Raw genomic sequence first — 18,850 nt, 5'->3', positions numbered from 1 at the left:
CTCCATTATTTCTTGTAAACAGCGTCAAACTTACATTTCTCCATACATACGCCGCACTTGATACACTTCTCAGGATCAATGACATGTGGGTTCTTAACGGAACCGGAGATAGCGTTAACCGGACAGTTTCTTGCACAAAGGGTACAGCCCTTACATTTCTCTGCATCAATATGATAGGAGAGCAGCGCTTTGCACACACCAGACGGACATGTCTTATCGACAATATGGGCATTGTATTCGTCGCGGAAGAACTTAAGGGTTGACAGAACCGGGTTTGGTGCTGTCTGTCCAAGGCCGCAGGCAGAGTTTTCTTTTACATAGTAGCACAACTCTTCCAGACGGTCTAAATCTTCCAGCTTTGCCTGTCCCTTGGTGATCTTATCGAGGATCTCCAGCATACGCTTTGTCCCGATACGGCATGGCGTACATTTTCCGCAGGATTCTTCTACGGTGAATTCCAGGAAGAATTTTGCGATATCAACCATACAGTCGGTTTCATCCATAACAATCAGACCGCCGGAACCCATCATGGAGCCGATTGCAATCAGGTTGTCGTAATCAATAGGAATATCGTAATGTTCCACAGGGATACAGCCGCCGGATGGTCCGCCGGTCTGGGCAGCCTTGAACTTTTTGCCGTTTGGAATGCCGCCGCCGATTTCTTCGATGATCTCACGGAGAGTAGTTCCCATAGGAACTTCTACCAGTCCGGTGTTATGGATTTTTCCGCCTAAAGCGAATACCTTTGTTCCCTTGGATTTCTCAGTACCCATGGAAGCAAACCATTCGGATCCGTTTAAGATGATCTGCGGGATATTTGCATAAGTTTCAACATTATTTAAGATGGTTGGCTTGCCGAATAAACCTTTCTGTGCCGGGAACGGAGGACGAGGTCTTGGCTCACCGCGGTTGCCTTCGATGGAAACCATAAGTGCGGTCTCTTCGCCGCAAACGAAGGCACCAGCACCCAAACGAAGGTCAATGTTAAAGGAGAAACCGGATCCAAAGATATCGTCGCCTAAAAGCTCCATCTCTTTGGCCTGGTCAATGGCGATCTTTAAACGCTGTACTGCGATGGGATACTCAGCACGTACGTAGATGTAACCCTGGGAAGCACCGATGGCATAGCCGGCAATGGTCATGGCCTCCAAAAGAGCATGAGGATCACCCTCTAATACGGAACGGTCCATGAATGCGCCTGGGTCGCCTTCGTCTGCGTTACAACAGACATACTTCTGATCTGCGTCGTTTTGCTTGGCCAGCTTCCATTTGAGGCCGGTTGGGAAACCTGCGCCGCCTCGTCCTCTTAATCCGCTGTCTAGGAGAGTCTGGATCACTTCGTCAGGAGTCATCTCAGTAAGAACCTTACCAAGAGCCTGATATCCGCCGGTACCAATGTATTCTTCAATCTCTTCCGGATTGATGACACCACAGTTGCGCAGAGCGATCCTGTGCTGTTTTTTATAGAAATCGGTATCACTTAAAGCCTTGATGCCTGCCGGAGTCACAGTCTCATCATAAAGTAGTCTTTCCACCGGACGTCCTTTTAATAAGTGCTCGGTTACAATTTCAGAAATATCATCTTCCTTAACCATTGCATAGAAGGTGGCATCCGGGTAAACGATCATGATCGGGCCTAATGCACAAAGGCCGTGGCAGCCGGTCTGTACAACGGATACTTCCTGATCCAGACCCTGATTCTTTAATTCATCTCTTAATTTTACCATAATCTGCTGGCTTCCAGAGGAAGTACATCCTGTGCCGCCGCAAACTAATACATGTGAACGATACATCTTATTTCCTCCTTATTTAATGTCAGCAGAAGCTAACGTATAGTTTTGAACAACGTGGCCACTCAGTAAATGCTCTTTATAAACTTCTTCTGCTTTTTCCGGGGTCATATTGATATAAGTAACTTTTTCTTTACCGGGTTCCAGAATTTCAACGATCGGTTCATATTGACATAAACCGATGCATCCGGTCTGGGTAACAGAAAAACGATCTGTCATATTGTTTTCCTGAACCAGGTTTGATAATGTATTAAGTACAGGTCTTGCTCCGCTGGCTATTCCGCATGTAGCCATGCCGACCAGAATCCGGGTACGTCCGTGATCTTCGCCACGCATGCTGACCTGACCCTGCATCTTTTCCCGAATTGCTTTTAATTCTTCAAGAGTCTTCATGTTAATCCTCCAATTCAACTTTGATCCGACGGACCTAAATGGCCGCGCCTCCATCTGTTTCCAATTTGTTTTCACTGAGATATTCCTTAATATAAGCCGATACCTCCGGGGTATCAAAGGGGATATCCCCTAAAATTTCGCGGAAAGCTCTGGTATCCAGCTCAAACGACGCTTGGTTGTAACGATAGATATAGAGAAAGTCTGTGTCCGGATGACAGGTGATAAGGGTTTCAATGGTACTGTTTATATCACCAAGGGGCATACGGTCGATATGGGATAGTCCGAAAACAGCGGTTACTACCGTGCCGTTACCCAGCTCTGACTCAATGGAAAAACTTCCGCCTGTGCTTTCCGCCGCATATTTAAAAAACGGAACGCCAAGGCCCACTTTTCTGGTTTCCCTGGTGGTAAAAAAGGGATCAGTCACTTGAAGTGCCTGCTCCTTTGTCATGCCGCAGCCGTTGTCCTCAATGGTGACAATCAGTTTGTCTGCAGCCGTTTCGACGGAAACAAGAATGGTAACCAGGGTAGCCCCTGCCCGCGTGGAGTTTTCCGCCACATCCAGGATATTTAAAGAAATCTCTGTCATCATAAGCGTGACTTTCTATTCGTACTTTGCAAGTATGTCTTGAACATCATCAGTGGTCAGCCTACCGTAAACATCCCCGTTCACCATCATGACGGGAGCCAGGCCGCAGGCACCTACGCAGCGGCAGGAATCAAGGGAGAACTTTCCATCCGGTGTACATTCGCCGTTGGTAATCCCAAGGATTTCCTCGAGCTTATGGAAGATGTCTCCGGAACCTTTAACATAACAAGCAGTTCCTAGACAGACAGATACCTGGTACTTGCCCTTTGGCTGAAGTGCGAACTGGGCATAAAAAGTTGCAACGCCATAAATCTTCTCAAGGGGAATACCCGCTTCGTCAGAAATTATGGTCTGGACTTCGATTGGAAGATAGCCGTAAATCTCCTGTGCCTTTTGCATGATAGGCATGAGAGATCCTTTTGTGTCTTTGAGCAGGGCGATTGCTTCCTTTAAAGCAGCTTCCTGCTCCTTGGTCCCGTTAAATTGGACGCCTTGTGTTTTACAAGCCATTTTATAACCTCCTTATATGTTGCTTATGCAATGTACATGATATTTTAACATGTTATGAATGAAAAATCTATAGTTTCGGCAACATTCGATAAAAAAATAACAATCCTTCCGTGGAATCTTTCTATACCTGGCGCCCTATTTATGTTATAATAGTTAATAATGATACGAATTGTGTGAATAGTGCGAATCAAGTTGCCCAAAAGCTGGAAGGAAGAAGGAAAGGGGAGCATCAATATGACAGTGAGAGATGTAAGAGATAAACTGGGTGCCAAGGTGCTTGCAGGAGAGGACCACCTGGATGAGGAGGTAAAGAGTGCCTGCGGTTCTGATATGATGAGCGATGTGCTGGCGTTTTCCAAGGATCATTCGGTCCTTCTTACGGGACTATGCAACCCCCAGGTAATCCGTACGGCGGAGATGCTTGACATTGTCTGTATTGTATTTGTCAGAGGCAAGAAGCCGGATGAGTCCATGCTTTTGATGGCAGAGGAGCGGGGAATCATTATCCTGTCCACCGGGCATCGTATGTTCTCGGCCTGCGGCCTGCTTTATGAGGCAGGACTTCACGGAGGTGCGATCTGATGACGGATATGATAACGTTTCACTACAGGATTTCACCTGATGATTTTACAAGAGCAGGGGAAGCCAGCAGTGATGTGAAAAGCAAGCTGAAAAAGATGGGGGTCACCCCGGAAGCAGTGCGCAAGGTGGCAATTGCCATGTATGAAGGGGAGATCAATATGGTGATCCACGCGCAGGGGGGAGAGATAACCGTTAACATAACTACGGACAGGATCGAGATGATCCTGGCTGATGTGGGCCCAGGAATACCAGATGTCGGACTGGCCATGCAGGCAGGATATTCCACTGCGCCGGATGCAGTGCGTTCCCTGGGCTTTGGAGCCGGAATGGGGCTTCCGAATATGAAAAAGTATTCGGATGAGATGGAGATCGATACGGTAATAGGAAAAGGAACGACCATTCGTATGATGGTGAATATATAGGAAGCTGGGCGATAATGTGGAAACACCCTTCGGGGATATACCTTTATGCCCAGAGGACGTGGGCGAAACGCGGAAACATCCTTCGGTATACTTTTATGCCCAAAGGCTGTGGGCGATAAAGAGGAAATGAGGTAAAAAGGTGGATAAATTTTATCATTCAGTAAGACTTGATGAAGAGCTTTGCATGGGGTGTATCAACTGTATCAAACGGTGCCCTACTCAGGCCATCAGGGTGAGAAACGGCAAGGCACAGATCAACAGTAAATTCTGCATTGACTGCGGGGAGTGCATCCGGGTATGTCCTCACCATGCAAAACATGCTACATATGACAAGCTGGAGGTTTTGAAACAGTATGAATATACGGTAGCATTGCCGCCGCCATCCCTATACAGCCAGTTTAACAATCTGGATGATGTGAATATCGTCTTAAATGCTCTTCTTATGATGGGGTTTGATGATGTATTTGAAGTAAGCGCGGCAGCGGAGCTGGTAAGCGAGGCTACCAGGGAATATTTAAGTGAAAATCCGGATAAGCTTCCGGCCATCAGCACCGCCTGTCCTTCCGTGGTGCGGCTCATAAGAGTCAAGTTCCCAAACTTAATCCCAAACCTCCTGCCATTAAATCCTCCGGTGGAGGTGGCAGCCATCCTTGCAGCCCAAAAAGCAATGGAAAAAACCGGACTTGAGAGGGATAAGATCGGAATCATATTCATCTCTCCCTGTCCATCCAAGGTGACCTATGTGAAATCCCCTCTGGGAACGGAACGCAGTGAAGTGAATAAGGTGCTTGCCATAAAGGACTTATATCCCCAGCTTTTATCCTGTATGAAGGCGGTGGGTGATGATCCGCCTGAAATTGGGACTTCAGGTAAAATCGGAGTCAGCTGGGGGCGCAGCGGAGGAGAGGCAAGCGGCCTCTTTACCGAGGATTACCTGGCAGCAGATGGCATTGAAAATGTCATAAGGGTTCTGGAAGATATGGAGGATCAGAAATTCACGAACCTGAAATTTGTAGAGCTCAGTGCCTGCAACGGCGGCTGCGTGGGCGGCGTGCTCACGGTAGAAAATCCATATGTAGCGGAGGTAAAGCTCAAACGGCTTCGAAAGTACATGCCTGTGGCAAGGAGCCATATGCAGGCGGGAGCAGAGGAACTGGTAAAGTGGACCAAGGAGGTTCACTATGAGCCGGTGTTTAATTTAGGCGAAACCATGATGGAAAGCTTTGCAAGGCTTAATCAGGTGGAACGGCTGTTAAAGAAGCTTCCCGGCTTAGACTGCGGTTCCTGCGGTGCACCTACCTGCAAAGCCCTGGCCGAGGACATTGTGCGTGGAGAAGCAGTGGAATCCGACTGCGTTTATTTCCTACGGGACAATGTGCATAAGCTGGCGGAGGAAGTTTCCAGGCTGGCGGCCGATATTGTGGAAGGCGACAGAGACAGCTATGAGAAATTCAAGGTCATGACAAAATATATCGAGAGAATTTCTGATGAAATGACTCAGCTTGACAGAAAAGAAGGGAGAAGGAAGCGCAATGACAGTAAGAGAACTGATTGACAGCAATTTATTTAATGTTATCAATGAAGGAGAAGAGCTTGACCGTGAGATTAAAAAACCGTTTTGCTGTGATTTATTGAGTATTGCAATGGGAAGAGCGGCAGAGGGGTGTGCATGGGTAACGGTGATGGGTAATGTAAATACCCTTGCGGTAGCCTCACTTGCCGACGCTGCCTGCGTAGTCATGGCAGAGGGTACTGCTCTTGACGAAGCGGCCGTGAAAAAGGCGGCGGACCAGAAAATTACGGTTTTAAAAACAGAGCTGCCCATCTTTGAGGCCGCCCTGCTGATCTATCAAAGGCTGCCCCATGATGAACTTAACTTATGACCTTCACATCCATTCCTGCTTATCACCGTGCGGGGATGATGATATGACTCCGGCAAATATTGTGGGGATGGCTGCCTTAAAGGGGCTTGACGTGATCGCAGTAACGGATCACAATTCCTGTAAAAATTGTCCGGCTGTGTTACATTTTGCAAGGGAATATGGGATTGTTGCTTTGCCGGGAATGGAAGTCTGTACATCGGAGGAGGTACATGCAGTATGCCTGTTTGACCATCTTGATAAGGCTATGGAGTTTGATAAGTACGTGTATGAACGGTTGATGGCATTTCCAAACAATGAGGAAATATTTGGAAAGCAGCAGATATATAATAAGGAAGATGTCCTATGCGGAACAGTGCCCAATCTTCTCATTAACAGCGTGGATATCTCTTTTGACCAGTTGTGGGGCCTGGTCCGGTCCTATGGAGGCGTCATGTTCCCGGCCCATATCGATAAGTCTGCCAACAGCCTGCTCTCGAATTTAGGCTTTGTGCCTCCTGACAGTCAGTTTGCAACGGCGGAGGTAAAGGACCTTACAAGGCTTCATGAGCTTAGGAAAAAGAACCCTTATCTGGAGGGCTGCCGGATCATCAGCAATTCCGATGCACATTATCTGGAGGACATTCATGAGCCAAGGTTAACGATCGAAGCAGAGGAAAAAAGCATGGAAGCAGTGGTTCGTGCGCTCCTGCGCCACTAGGCCTTTTTATTTAAGTTTGGAAATTTTCTTCCAATTTCCTCCTATTTCCTGTATAGTAGTGGTTAGTAACAGGAAAACACCCTGCAGGTAGTATACCTGTTTGTCCGGAAAGCACGGGCAAAAAGAGGGGAAAGGAGAGATGTAACATGAAAAAACTATTACAATTGGGCTTCGGTCTGATGACCGTTGCACTTGTGACAGCGTTCGTACCGGCAACACCGTTTTCTTCCATGGCGGATGAAACAGCATCAGGCCACGAGGCATCGGAAGTACGGAATGACTGGATAGATGAAAACCTGGGACCAGGTGTGGCCAGGTGGGTAGATGGGAACGGTAATATTTCAGAACAACCGGGAAAGCATACGGAAGATGGAGCCGGTGGCGAGAGCCAGAGCAGCGCAGAGGGCCAGGATTTAAATGCCGGGTCTGCAGGAGAAGGGCAGCAGGAGGCCGATACACAGGAGAGCCAGGAACAGGCAGCCGCAGGACGCCAGATAGACCCTAAAAGGCCCATGGTGGCTCTGACCTTTGATGACGGACCGTTTGCACCCGTGGGAAATCAGATTATGGATTGTCTGGCACAGTACGGTGGAAAAGCCACGTTTTTCGTGGTGGGAAGCCGTGTTTCTTCTTATGGGGCAGAACTGCAGCGCATGGTTGCGGAAGGACATGAAATCGGCAATCACACGTATGAGCACAAAAATCTGACCAAGTTAAGCGGTACCCAGATCCAGAGCCAGATAAACCAATGCAATGATGCGGTACAAGCTGCCTGCGGCGTCAGACCTTCCCTGATAAGACCACCGGGAGGAGCAAAAAACGGTACGGTCCTTGCAAATGTACAAGCTCCCGTGATTATGTGGAGTATAGATACAAGGGACTGGAAGACGCGAAATGCCGGTAAAACGGTAAATGCGGTAATGAGCCAGGTACGGGATGGGGACATCGTTCTGATGCATGAGCTTTATTCCCAGACCGGAGCAGCAGCCCTTGAAATGATCCCCAGACTTACAGAGGCAGGCTACCAGCTGGTTACGGTAAGTGAGATGGCCGCGCTCCGGGGAGGAGCTGCCCCAGGCGGAGTTTATTTTCACTTTTATCCATAAAGGATGAAGAAAGTGTACAGAATCTAATAAAGAACGGAACGTGTTTGAGCCTCTCATTGCTGGGGGCTCAAACTTTTTTATTTGCGCTGACCGCTGTCATCATGCCCAATTTAACCTTATCATGTGGCAAAGCAGATAGCGAATATCCGATTGATCATTGTAAAATCCGCCAGGTTATCAGTAAGATGAATGAAGAGAGTATGAGAGAAACAAGTTTTGGCAATAGTTTGAAAAACTATAATTTAAAAATACCTATTGACAAATAATCAGAATAATTGTATTCTTGTATTAAGGAATTAGTACAACAATACAATGGTACAATAATCCTTAATATTACAATAAAATGATACAGCAATACAAAAGGAGGCAGTATTATGATCTGGAAACTGACCGATGACCGGCCGATCTGGATACAACTTGTCGAACAGCTCACTTTGCGCATCGTGTCCGGCTTATATGCACCTGGCTCGGCTGTGCCAACGGTACGCGCGCTGGCCAGTGAGGCGGGGGTCAACCCGAATACAATGCAGCGTGCCCTGGCGGAGCTGGAAAGCAGGGGGTTAGCAGAAACCCGCCGCACAGCCGGACGGATCGTCACTGAGGATCTGTCACTCATCCACAACGTGCGGAAGGAGCTTGCCTATGCGCGGATGGATGAATTTCTTGCGTCCATGCGTGCCCTGGGCTACACCGATGAACAAATCCGCGAGCTGTTTGCCGCGTGGGATAAAAAGGAGGAACATGTATGAATCAGGAACTTATCACTGCGCGTGGTCTGACTAAGAATTATGGAACAAAGCCCGCGCTTGACCATATTGATCTGGCGGTAGGCCGCGGCCGCATCGTAGGTCTTCTGGGTCCAAACGGCTCAGGCAAGACCACCTTTATTAAGCTTTTGTGCGGACTCTTGCAGCCCACCTCCGGTACTCTGGAGGTAAACGGCAATGCGCCTGGCGTGGAAACCAAGTCAGTCATCTCTTACCTGCCGGATCGCATGTACTTTGCCGACTGGATGAAGGCCTGTGACTTAACAGACTTCTTCGCCGACTTTTATTTGGATTTTGACCGGCCAAAGGCAATGGAGATGTTCTCGGCTCTTGGTATTCAGCCGAATGACCGGCTTAAAACCATGTCAAAGGGTACCAAAGAAAAGGTGCAGCTTGCGCTTATTATGAGCCGTAAGGCGCAGCTTTATCTGCTTGATGAACCGATCGGCGGGGTTGACCCGGCAGCACGTGACTTTATCTTGAACACGATTCTGACCAACTATAACGAAAATGGCACGGTCATGTTGTCCACGCATCTTATTTCTGATATCGAGCGCGTGTTGGATGAGGCCATTTTCCTGCAAAACGGCAAGGTTGTCCGCCATGATACCGTGGATAACATCCGTGAGCAGGAAGGCAAGTCAGTCGATCAGCTGTTCCGCGAAATCTTCGCGTATAGCAGCTAGAATAAGGAGGAAATAAGATGTTTGGCAAACTTTGCAAATATGAATTTAAATCCATTGGGCGCACGCTTGTGCCTATTTACCTGGCGATTATCGCCATATCCATTCTTAATGCATTTATGGGCTTAGGCTCGCTGGCCAACGGTTATTATAACGGCCTGATGTCTGGTTTAAGCTTTGGCCGCGGCCTTCTCAGCCTGATCCAGACGCTCTCCATCATCGCTTATTTCGGCGTTCTGGTCGCAATGAGTGTCCTGACGCTGATCGTTGTTATTCAGCGGTTTTATAAGGGCCTTCTGTGCGATGAAGGTTACCTGATGTTTACCCTGCCGGTAAAGCCCTGGCAGCTGATCGCAGCAAAGGGCGTGGTGGCATTTGTGATGTCGCTGGCCAGCTCTCTGGTGGCTTTTGCATCTGTTTTTATTCTGGTGCTGGGCACTGCAGGTACTGCCAAAGTTTTTACAGCAATTACCGATCCCCAGTTATGGAATGCCATCAGCCGCGCGATTGCTCATGTTTCGTCCTGGCCGCTGCTGGTGTTTGAGGTGATTGTTCTGATCATCGTAAGCGGACTGGTCCAGCTTTACCACATGTACTTTTCTATGGCACTTGGCCATCTGGCCAGCAAAAACCGCGTGATGATGTCCGTTATCGCCTTTATTGCAATATCTATGCTGTTTAGCTTTATCAACGGCCTTGCAATGATTATTCTGGGAAACGTACCGTCTTTCCAATCGTTCTTCCGCATGATTGAAACGATGCCTGATACACAAGGGATTTCCCTGGTCATTCACTTAACTTTCATCGGTTCGGTTATATACAACGCAATTCAGCTAGCGATATTCTTTTTCGGCACTGAGCGTATCCTGTCCAAGCGTCTTAATCTGGAATAAAGTATAAAACAAGGCTTATAAAACAATCAAAAAATGATACCTCGCAATTGATGATAGATTAATTAATTGCGAGGTATTTTTTAAATTGGAATCCCAGACCATATCTTGACTTCTCTGTTTACAAGTGCTGATATAACAGTTATAATAGGGCAAACGGAGGAAATAACGGAAGATTCTGCCACTAAAAAGCTGCTGTCCAGACTGGAGACTGGCAGTTAAAGACATAGGAGAAGGCGGATATATTACGGGGCAAAAATTAAAAGATATATATTCAGGAGGGAATAAGATGGAATACAGAGAGGTCGGAAAAACCGGCAAGCATGCAAGTATTATTGGCCTTGGCTGCGAACACCTTGACGGCAAGCCATACGAGCAGGTGAAGGAGACGATTGATGCCGCACTTGAGTTTGGCGTTAATCTCATGGATGTTTTTATGCCCGGCACGGAAGTGCGTGAAAACATCGCAAAAGCACTGGGCAGTAAGCGGGATCAGGTGATGTTACAGGGGCATATCGGATCCACGAATGTAAATATGCAGTACGATATCAGCCGGGATATGCCAGTGGTCAAGCAGTATTTTGAAGAACTGCTGCGGGTCTTCGGCTACATAGATTTTGGCATGATGTTTTTTATTGATTCGGAGCAGGACTATAAAAATGTTTTCGAGACAGATTTTGTTACATATGTGGAGCGTTTAAAACAACAAGGGGACATCCGGCACATTGGTTTTAGCTCCCATAACCCTGAAACTGCTATGAAGGTCATTGAGACAGGAGTGCCGGAGATGATGATGTTCAGCATTAATCCTGCATTTGATATGCTCTCATCGAAAGCTAGTATTTTCGATTGTCTTGATAATGGCTTCCAGGCAGGGGCTTATAACGGAATTGATCCCAAACGTGCGGAATTATACAAGCTGTGTACGCAAAAACAAGTTGGTATTACTGTGATGAAAACCTTTGGCGGCGGCAAACTGCTTTCTCCGGAACATACGCCTTACAGCAGGCCGATGACTTCGCAGCAGTGCGTCCATTATGCACTCTCAAGGCCAGCGGTTGCCAGCGTCCTGACAGGCTGTAAAACCCGGGCTGAAATGAAGGACACCATGAGTTATCTTTCGGCATCTGACTCTGATAGGGATTACACATGGATTTATAACGAAGTGCACAGCGCTTTTGATGGAAACTGCGTGTACTGCGGACATTGCCAGCCATGTCCCTCTGAAATAGATATTGCCGCTGTCAACAAATACTTAGACATCGCACGGCTGGATAAAGAAGCAATACCTCCATCCATACGTTCTCATTATCAAAGCCTGTCTCATGGCGGTGATGAGTGTATTGCCTGCGGCAGCTGCGAAAGCCGTTGCCCATTTGGGGTACCGATCATTAAAAATATGATAGAAGCTGATTCGCTGCTTGGCTGAAGGATGGAATGAGTGAGCAGAAGAGGATGCCCCAAATTACTTTTAGCAGTCCTTTTTAAAGAAAAACCCTACAGCCCTTGTATTTACTAGGCTTTCTGAAAGTGAATCGGATAAAACCAGTGATTTGACACCAATTTTATAATTTGACACCATAAGAGCCTTGGTATGTAACACTATTAAAATATAATAAATTTGGACATCTAAATAAGTCGATATGCTTGTATGAAAAATATGAGTATGTGGGCTTATTTTAGTGCCTTTTGTATCCTTCCGCAAACCCTAAATACTATGCTGTCAAATTGTAAGAAGAAATACACGAATCATTCCAAATGGAGCGGACAAAAAGAAGACCTTCCGTTAGGTGTTCGTCATAATGTAAGCATGAAAAAGTATTATAGTGTGATTAAGCTACGTGGAACCAATAATGTAATAAAATTAGCCTATCGGGATACATCAGAAGAAGCATTTGCAGAATATAAGATGATGAAACAAGCTGATATTTTAGTAATGGCTGCTAAATATAAGAATAAGATTCCAAAGCATATAAATAAGAATAAGTTACGTTTAGGAAGAAAAATGCGACGATAATTACAAAAACATTTATGGGGGAAATATTTTGGTATAATACAAGTGTCAAGTAAAGAATGATAATTAAGGAACGTTATTATTAACATTATGCATAGAACAAATAATACTGATTATCCTTGTTTATCATTTATATTGTAATTAATTTTAACATCAATGAAATTTGATTGCATTAAGCGGTCGTTGGTAGTTGATTGGATATGTGCTTGTGTTCTTAACATGAGTACTTAGTTTCCAATACACCAATGACCGTTTTTTAATTCTAATGGAAATTTACTAATTATTTTGTTCAAATAAGCTAATTTTATGAATAAGCAAGATTTATCTCTTTGGGTAGTAGAATTTCTATTCAAGAAGATATGTTATTTATTTTAACGAAAGTGGGGGTGATTCCAATGGACTAAGCAGTTTTGAATTAATTTAGGATGTTCTAAAATTTTAACTACAAAGGAGAAAGAGAAATGAAAAAAAGTGTAATGAAATTAGTAGCAGTAGGGTTATCTGTAATGATGTTTGCTATTCCTGTCTATGCAAGTACAAATATTGGTGTAGCGAACGATAAAGCCATAGTGACATCAGCAGGAAATTATGGTGTGGGATTCAAAGAACCAGGTGCTGGAGCAGTAGGGCGTAGCATTGATAAACCAACTGAAGTATGGGATATCTCAAATAAGCCATATGGTTTTGACGGGGAAGCCGGTAATTCAACCCTTTATACAAACTACAAATTCAAAGGTAAAACTTCCTACACAATTACAGTAAACAACTATCATAACAAAGCTTTAAAAGTTAAGTGTATCGGTGCTAAGGGTTCTAAAACAGTAAAAAGTGGTAAATCGGTTACATTTACAGTTACCACAAAAAAAGCAGAAGATACATTTTATATATCATTTTTAGCTCCATCAAACTTTGATGGGACGGTAAAATAAGGAAAAATAGCTGTAATCGTGTAATTTAGCTATGATAATTTCAATGCAGGTATCTTGATCATCTAGCAAAAAATCAGAAGTTTGTTTGGATAAAAAGTTTTTGGTCTTTACTGGCTTCTGATTTTTTGTAGAATAATCAAAATTTATATAAATACAACTCCAAGAAAGAGGCATAATGTCAAGCACATCTTTAAAAATATTGGCGGCTATATTAATGTTAATAGATCATATAGGGGAATTCATACCTGGTATGCCTATATATTTACGATGGTTTGGGAGAATATCAGCACCCATTTTTTTTATTGTAGTGCATTAGCAATACATTATACAAAAGACAGAAAAAAATATCTATTAAAATTATATGTTTCCAGTATTATTATGGGATTTATTGATGTTATATTAATTGAGATAGATACCTTGTCAAAAAGTCATTATTTATATTACATAACAAATAATATATTTAGAGTAATCTTTACAATAGCAATCTTAATTTCCATTATTGATAAGATTATAGAAAATAAGAAGAAAGGCTATCGCTTTCTACTATATTATGTCTTATGGCAAATTGTTAGTGCAATTGTGATTATCCCAAATGTTGTATATTCAACATTTTTTGATTTGATCCTGACACCAATCTGTGGAAGCATTTTATTTCTAGAAGGTGGAATTATATTTGTTATATTAGGGATTGGAATATATTACTGCTGTTTTAATAAAAAACTTTTTTCTGTATTTTATATTGTATTTTGCTTTTTGCATTTTATACTTTTCGCTTCAGGGTTTACAACCAGAGTTCTATATCGTATAGATTTTTGGGGATATCAGCGTACATATGAATTTTTGAAATATGTATGTGATAATATTATTCAAATAGAATTTTCAATTCCAAAAGTTAATCTGGAGTACATACTATTTAACAACTATCAATGGATGATGCTGGCAGCCTTACCTATCCTTTTACTGTATGATGGAAAGAAGGGAAGAGGATATAAATACTTTTTCTATGTATTTTATCCAGTTCATATTGCAATTTTATATCTTATTGGATGTATGAAATGCCTAACTTGAATTATTGTTTACCAAGGTAAGGGGGGAGCCGACTTATAAATCACTTTTTGGACACCCCCTTTTAACCTCATCAGGCAGGTAGGCGGATTGGGAATATCCGATTAACCCTTAATTTTATTTCTCGTCGCAAACCTGAAAGATGTAAAATTTTAAGTAATAGGAGGTTTCATCTCCCGCCCATAAGATCGGATGATCTGCTGCCTGAGTCCGGTATTCTACCTGACGGAGGCGTTTGTGGACGTTTGCTGCAGCTTCCCGGATGGTCTTTGTGAAAAGCTCGGGGGTCATGAAATGGGAACAGGAGCAGGTGGCTAAATAGCCACCGTCCTTTACCAGCTTCATGCCGCGGAGATTGATCTCACGGTAGCCTTTTACTGCGTTTTTCACCGAGTTCCTGGATTTGGTGAAGGCAGGAGGGTCCAGGATGACCACATCGAAGGTTTCCCCGCTTTTCTCCAGCTGGGGAAGGAGTTCAAAAACATCGGCGCACTGAAAGGCTACCCGGTCAGATAAGCCGTTTAATGCGGCGTTTTCTTTTGCCTGTGCGATGCCAAGCTCAGAGGCATCCACCCCTAGAACTTCTCTTGCTCCGGCAATACCGGCATTTAAGGCAAAGGAGCCGGTATGGGTAAAGCAGTCTAAGACCCGCTTATCCTTACATAAGCGCTGAATGGCAAGGCGGTTGTATTTTTGGTCAAGGAAAAAGCCGGTTTTCTGCCCATCCTGGACATCCACCTGGTATTTAACCCCGTTTTCTGTGATTTCCACCTTGGTGTCAAAGGAAGGACCGATGAAGCCCTTATAGCGTTCCATGCCTTCCTGGAGGCGGACCTTTGCGTCGCTTCGCTCGTAAATGCCGCGGATTTTAATGCCGTCCTCTTCCAGAACCTTTTTTAACTTTTCCAGGATTACAGGCTTTAGCCGGTCAATGCCAAGGGCAAGGGATTCCACCACAAGGATATCCCCAAACTTGTCTACTACAATGCCGGGAAGGAAGTCTGCCTCTCCGAAGATGAGGCGGCAGCTGGAAGTGTCCACAGTGGCTTTGCGGTATTCCCAGGCGTTGCGGACCCGCATTTCCAGAAAGCTTTCGTTTACTTCATTGTTCTTTTTCCTGGACATGATGCGGACGGTGAGCCTGGAATTGGTATTGATGAAGCCATGCCCCAGGAAATAGCCATCAAAGTCCTCCACGGATACGATATCACCGTTGGTATAATCCCCGGTGATGGTATCGATTTCATTGTCATAGATCCAAGGACCGCCGGCTTTTAATGAGCGTCCTTCTCCTTTTTTTAATCTTACGGTTGCTGATTCCATAAGCATACACTCCTTTATTGATGAGATTGCCCCTGTTTTAATGAGGTGAGCAGCCGGTATAACGGCTGGAATAAAATGAGGGACAGTAAGAAATTGCCTGTTCCGTGGACGATATCATATGGGATTCCTGCCGCCCACCAGGTAAAAGCTGCGCCGGGGCCTCCGGAAATTAAGTAGAACCCCGAACAGAAGAATCCAAACAGCATTCCAAAGATTCCGGAAAGCAGGGATATGCCAAAGAGCCTTGGCGTATTGTTTTTGTAAATCAAAAATACGGCGGCCGGGAGTATGGGCCACACATAGAGATAGGAAAACCACCAGAGGCCGAAGCCGTAGACCAACCCTTCCAATATAACAAACACGTATAGGATGATCCATACGTGTTTGCGGAATACGAGGGTGTATAAAATTAGAAGCAGGGATACCAGTTCTACGTTGGGAAGCCAGGACAAGCTTACCTGGCTTACAAATAAAAGGGCTGAAAGCAGTGCGTCTAATACCAGTTCCCTGGTGGTAATCAGGGGATTATTTTTCATGATTTTTTTATTTCCTCAGAGGTCAATGTGTACTGAAAGGTATAGCGCTCTCCATCCTTGATGGCCTGCTGGCTCACTCCGTAGGTGCAAGTTTCCCCGTTGCAGAGAAGAGCCCAGTAAGCGCCGTCCTTTTGGTAGTCTGCCCGTTTTCCGTTAATTGTATTGACCATGAGGCCAAATTCTTCGGAAGTGGTTCCTTCAATTTGAAGATTCGGTATAGATTTAAGCGCTTCTAACAGAAACTGCGCTTCTGTAGTGATCTGATAGTGGTCCGTTACTCCGTTTTCATATACCACATCAATGGAAATGCTTTTTGTCCCCGCCATGGGAACCGGTTTTGTCAGAGTATATACGACTAAAAGCAGTGCCAGGACCGCAATGGCGGCGCAGCCTCCCAAAAAGGGAGAAAGCCTCTTAAACTTATTCATGATCTGCTGACTTCCTTTTTCATTATTTGACTAAATGCATGGATTAGTATAGCATATATCCATGGCACGCCGCAAGAACAGAATTTCCTTCTTTTCTTAAAATCCCCTTTGATGTATAATATATGGGTATTGTTTGAAAAAGAAGGTGGATAGATGACTGTGAATGAACAGATTTTAGAAGAAATAGCAGCTTGTGAAAAGCTTTTGATCGGAATCGGAGAGGAATGGAAAGCAGAGGGAATTCCGGATATGGGAAACCTTTATGAGAAAATGAATGAACTCATAAAGGATAAGGATTTCTTTCTTGTAACTACAGTGACCGATGGAGAAATATTTAAAACTCCCCTGGATAAGAGCCGGATGGTAGCACCCTGCGGGAACGTGACATGGAGGCAGTGCTCCAAAACCTGTACAAAGGATATCTGGGAGCCGGGAGAGATCCCAAAGGATGTCTGTCCTCATTGCGGGGAACCTCTGACAGGCAATACCATAGAGGCGGAGAATTACATAGAAGAGGGCTACCTTCCCCAGTGGAAGGCTTATACCGCGTGGCTGGCAGGAACCCTTAATAAAAAGCTGCTGGTCTTGGAACTTGGGGTAGGTTTTAAGACTCCTACGGTCATCCGCTGGCCTTTTGAGAAGACAGTTTCCATTAATAAAAAGGCCCACATGTATAGGATTCATGAAACGCTGGCCCAATTGCCGGAAACGGTAAAGGGAAAGGCTGATGCTGTTTTAGAAAATTCAACGAAATTCTTTCGGAAATTATAGGCTTATTTTGCGTTGTACATTACACGTTACTGTGTTAAAATGTTGAAAAAAGACGTAAAGAGGTGACGGCCATGATAGCGATAATCGACTACGATGCTGGAAACTTAAAAAGTGTGGAGAAAGCACTGACCGCATTGGGAGAAAAGCCTGTGGTAAGCCGGGAAAAGGAGATCCTCCTTTCTGCGGACAAGGTGATTCTTCCGGGTGTTGGTTCTTTTGGCGATGCGATGGAAAAGCTTCATCAGTATGAGCTGGTGGATGTGATCCATCAGGTGATTTCAAAAGGAACGCCTTTTCTCGGGATATGCCTTGGGCTTCAGCTTTTCTTTGAAAGCAGCGGAGAATGCGAAGGGGTCAGGGGACTTTCCCTGCTTCCTGGTAAGATCGTGAAATTTCCGGAGACACCGGGGCTTAAAGTCCCTCATATGGGCTGGAACCGTCTGGATATAAAGCCTGGTACAAGACTTTTTAAAGGAATTGATTCCGGGGCATATGTGTATTTTGTCCATTCATATTATTTAGAAGCGGGACGGGAATCTGATGTAGCTGCTTCTGCAACCTATGGAATAAAGTTTGGGGCATCGGTGGAACATGATAATCTTTTTGCCTGCCAGTTCCATCCCGAGAAGAGCGGTGATACTGGCCTTACTATTCTGAAAAATTTCATTGAATTGACTTAAGGAGGTACAGGATGCTTACGAAGAGGATCATTCCATGTTTGGATGTGAAGGACGGAAGAGTAGTAAAGGGTGTTAATTTCGTAAATTTACAGGATGCCGGGGATCCGGTGGAGATTGCAGCGGCTTATGACAGGGCCGGCGCCGATGAGCTGGTGTTCCTTGATATCACCGCGTCCTCTGACAACCGGAATACGGTGGTGGATATGGTGCGCCGGGTGGCGGAAAAGGTATTTATCCCCTTTACTGTTGGCGGCGGGATCCGCACGGTGGAGGATTTTAGAATGCTTTTAAGAGAAGGTGCGGATAAGATATCCATTAATTCCTCAGCCATCAATACTCCTCAGCTGATCTCCGACGCAGCAGGCAAATTCGGACGCCAATGCGTGGTGGTTGCCATTGATGCCAGAAGGCGGAAGGATGGAAGTGGCTGGAACGTATTTAAGAACGGCGGCCGGATCGATACCGGACTGGATGCGGTAGAATGGGCCATGAAGGCAGACAGCCTTGGTGCAGGAGAGATCCTCCTCACCAGCATGGACTGTGACGGAACGAAGGCAGGATATGATGATGAGTTAAACCGCATCATAGCAGAGCATGTTTCCGTGCCGGTGATCGCTTCAGGAGGTGCAGGCACGATGGAGCATTTCCATCACGCACTGACGGAAGGAAAGGCAGATGCTGCTTTAGCGGCCTCCCTGTTTCATTACAAGGAGCTGGAGATCATGGAATTAAAACGGTATTTGGAAGTCATGGGAGTACCGGTGAGGATTTAAGGTTTAATTTTATACAAAT

24 protein-coding genes are annotated in these 18,850 nt (G+C 45.1%); 17 read left to right on the top strand and 7 right to left on the bottom strand.

Translation table 11 applies throughout. From position 1 onward, the window contains the following. Nucleotides 1-5: 5 nt before the first annotated feature. From nuoF to BMX69_RS15245, 4 genes are read right to left on the bottom strand one after another with little or no spacing between them, the layout of a single operon-like run. Entirely contained in the window at nt 6-1,793 is a 1,788-nt protein-coding gene (gene nuoF, locus BMX69_RS15260) for an NADH-quinone oxidoreductase subunit NuoF (protein ID WP_025234798.1), read from the bottom strand. Between the two features lie 12 nt (nt 1,794-1,805). Further along, nucleotides 1,806-2,183 carry a (2Fe-2S) ferredoxin domain-containing protein gene (locus BMX69_RS15255; RefSeq protein ID WP_025234797.1) on the bottom strand — a complete coding sequence of 126 codons (378 nt, stop codon included), beginning with the start codon at nt 2,181-2,183 and terminating at the stop codon, nt 1,806-1,808. 34 nt (nt 2,184-2,217) lie between these two features. Then, the gene (locus tag BMX69_RS15250; RefSeq protein WP_100042814.1) at nt 2,218-2,775 is read right to left on the bottom strand and encodes an ATP-binding protein; all 558 of its coding nucleotides are present in this window, start codon (nt 2,773-2,775) and stop codon (nt 2,218-2,220) included. 12 nt (nt 2,776-2,787) lie between these two features. Continuing rightward, entirely contained in the window at nt 2,788-3,282 is a 495-nt protein-coding gene (locus BMX69_RS15245; RefSeq protein WP_100042813.1) for an NADH-quinone oxidoreductase subunit NuoE family protein, read from the bottom strand. A gap of 234 nt (nt 3,283-3,516) precedes the next feature. On the opposite strand from BMX69_RS15245, the gene BMX69_RS15240 reads away from it, so the two are divergent. From BMX69_RS15240 to BMX69_RS15175, 14 genes are all read left to right on the top strand, one after another. Next, nucleotides 3,517-3,864 (top strand): DRTGG domain-containing protein, encoded by a 348-nt coding sequence (locus BMX69_RS15240; protein WP_025234794.1) that lies wholly within the window; start codon nt 3,517-3,519, stop codon nt 3,862-3,864. Continuing rightward, nucleotides 3,864-4,286, top strand: coding sequence for an ATP-binding protein (locus BMX69_RS15235; protein ID WP_054791100.1), 423 nt, complete (start codon nt 3,864-3,866; stop codon nt 4,284-4,286). The genes BMX69_RS15240 and BMX69_RS15235 overlap by 1 nt, the downstream gene beginning before the upstream one ends. 139 nt (nt 4,287-4,425) lie before the next feature. After that, the gene (locus BMX69_RS15230; RefSeq protein WP_054791101.1) at nt 4,426-5,841 is read left to right on the top strand and encodes a [Fe-Fe] hydrogenase large subunit C-terminal domain-containing protein; all 1,416 of its coding nucleotides are present in this window, start codon (nt 4,426-4,428) and stop codon (nt 5,839-5,841) included. Beyond that, entirely contained in the window at nt 5,819-6,169 is a 351-nt protein-coding gene (locus BMX69_RS15225; protein ID WP_054791102.1) for a hypothetical protein, read from the top strand. The genes BMX69_RS15230 and BMX69_RS15225 overlap by 23 nt, the downstream gene beginning before the upstream one ends. Beyond that, nucleotides 6,150-6,866, top strand: coding sequence for a PHP domain-containing protein (locus BMX69_RS15220; RefSeq protein ID WP_100042812.1), 717 nt, complete (start codon nt 6,150-6,152; stop codon nt 6,864-6,866). Before BMX69_RS15225 ends, BMX69_RS15220 begins: the two co-directional genes overlap by 20 nt. A gap of 146 nt (nt 6,867-7,012) precedes the next feature. Further along, nucleotides 7,013-7,972 carry a polysaccharide deacetylase family protein gene (locus tag BMX69_RS15215; RefSeq protein ID WP_242941271.1) on the top strand — a complete coding sequence of 320 codons (960 nt, stop codon included), beginning with the start codon at nt 7,013-7,015 and terminating at the stop codon, nt 7,970-7,972. A 374-nt stretch (nt 7,973-8,346) separates the two neighbouring features. Further along, nucleotides 8,347-8,721, top strand: a complete 375-nt coding sequence (locus BMX69_RS15210) for a GntR family transcriptional regulator (RefSeq protein WP_054791105.1) — start codon at nt 8,347-8,349, stop codon at nt 8,719-8,721. Next, complete coding sequence (locus BMX69_RS15205) at nt 8,718-9,425, top strand: ABC transporter ATP-binding protein (RefSeq protein WP_054791106.1); 708 nt, start codon at nt 8,718-8,720, stop codon at nt 9,423-9,425. The genes BMX69_RS15210 and BMX69_RS15205 overlap by 4 nt, the downstream gene beginning before the upstream one ends. 17 nt (nt 9,426-9,442) lie before the next feature. Further along, nucleotides 9,443-10,315, top strand: a complete 873-nt coding sequence (locus BMX69_RS15200; RefSeq protein ID WP_054791107.1) for a hypothetical protein — start codon at nt 9,443-9,445, stop codon at nt 10,313-10,315. Nucleotides 10,316-10,601: 286 nt separating this feature from the next. Next, complete coding sequence (locus BMX69_RS15195; RefSeq protein WP_100042811.1) at nt 10,602-11,741, top strand: aldo/keto reductase; 1,140 nt, start codon at nt 10,602-10,604, stop codon at nt 11,739-11,741. Between the two features lie 222 nt (nt 11,742-11,963). Further along, nucleotides 11,964-12,329: a hypothetical protein gene (locus BMX69_RS15190; protein WP_147297067.1), complete on the top strand. Its 366-nt coding sequence runs from the start codon at nt 11,964-11,966 to the stop codon at nt 12,327-12,329. Between the two features lie 458 nt (nt 12,330-12,787). Continuing rightward, the gene (locus BMX69_RS15185; protein ID WP_100042809.1) at nt 12,788-13,255 is read left to right on the top strand and encodes a hypothetical protein; all 468 of its coding nucleotides are present in this window, start codon (nt 12,788-12,790) and stop codon (nt 13,253-13,255) included. Between the two features lie 175 nt (nt 13,256-13,430). Then, on the top strand, nt 13,431-13,571 hold the full coding sequence (locus BMX69_RS25250) for a TraX family protein (RefSeq protein WP_100042808.1): 141 nt from the start codon (nt 13,431-13,433) through the stop codon (nt 13,569-13,571). Further along, on the top strand, nt 13,523-14,323 hold the full coding sequence (locus BMX69_RS15175; RefSeq protein ID WP_100042807.1) for a hypothetical protein: 801 nt from the start codon (nt 13,523-13,525) through the stop codon (nt 14,321-14,323). Before BMX69_RS25250 ends, BMX69_RS15175 begins: the two co-directional genes overlap by 49 nt. Nucleotides 14,324-14,437: 114 nt before the next feature. Here the strand turns inward: BMX69_RS15175 and BMX69_RS15170 are convergent, their stop codons facing one another. From BMX69_RS15170 to BMX69_RS15160, 3 genes are read right to left on the bottom strand one after another with little or no spacing between them, the layout of a single operon-like run. Then, nucleotides 14,438-15,643 (bottom strand): class I SAM-dependent rRNA methyltransferase, encoded by a 1,206-nt coding sequence (locus BMX69_RS15170; RefSeq protein WP_100042806.1) that lies wholly within the window; start codon nt 15,641-15,643, stop codon nt 14,438-14,440. A gap of 14 nt (nt 15,644-15,657) precedes the next feature. Further along, nucleotides 15,658-16,179, bottom strand: a complete 522-nt coding sequence (locus BMX69_RS15165; protein WP_242941270.1) for a hypothetical protein — start codon at nt 16,177-16,179, stop codon at nt 15,658-15,660. Next, on the bottom strand, nt 16,176-16,607 hold the full coding sequence (locus tag BMX69_RS15160) for a DUF4430 domain-containing protein (RefSeq protein WP_054791111.1): 432 nt from the start codon (nt 16,605-16,607) through the stop codon (nt 16,176-16,178). The genes BMX69_RS15165 and BMX69_RS15160 overlap by 4 nt, the downstream gene beginning before the upstream one ends. Nucleotides 16,608-16,760: 153 nt before the next feature. Here BMX69_RS15160 and BMX69_RS15155 point away from each other — a divergent pair, with 153 nt between their 5' ends. From BMX69_RS15155 to hisF, 3 genes are all read left to right on the top strand, one after another. Next, nucleotides 16,761-17,378, top strand: coding sequence for a hypothetical protein (locus BMX69_RS15155; protein ID WP_054791112.1), 618 nt, complete (start codon nt 16,761-16,763; stop codon nt 17,376-17,378). Between the two features lie 71 nt (nt 17,379-17,449). After that, nucleotides 17,450-18,058, top strand: a complete 609-nt coding sequence (gene hisH / locus BMX69_RS15150; RefSeq protein WP_054791113.1) for an imidazole glycerol phosphate synthase subunit HisH — start codon at nt 17,450-17,452, stop codon at nt 18,056-18,058. 11 nt (nt 18,059-18,069) lie between these two features. Next, the gene (gene hisF / locus BMX69_RS15145) at nt 18,070-18,831 is read left to right on the top strand and encodes an imidazole glycerol phosphate synthase subunit HisF (protein WP_100042805.1); all 762 of its coding nucleotides are present in this window, start codon (nt 18,070-18,072) and stop codon (nt 18,829-18,831) included. Nucleotides 18,832-18,850: the final 19 nt, after the last annotated feature.

Origin of the sequence: Lacrimispora sphenoides JCM 1415 (assembly GCF_900105615.1) — a bacterium.
Lineage (GTDB): Bacteria > Bacillota > Clostridia > Lachnospirales > Lachnospiraceae > Lacrimispora > Lacrimispora sphenoides.
This window is presented reverse-complemented; position numbering and strand designations above follow the sequence as displayed.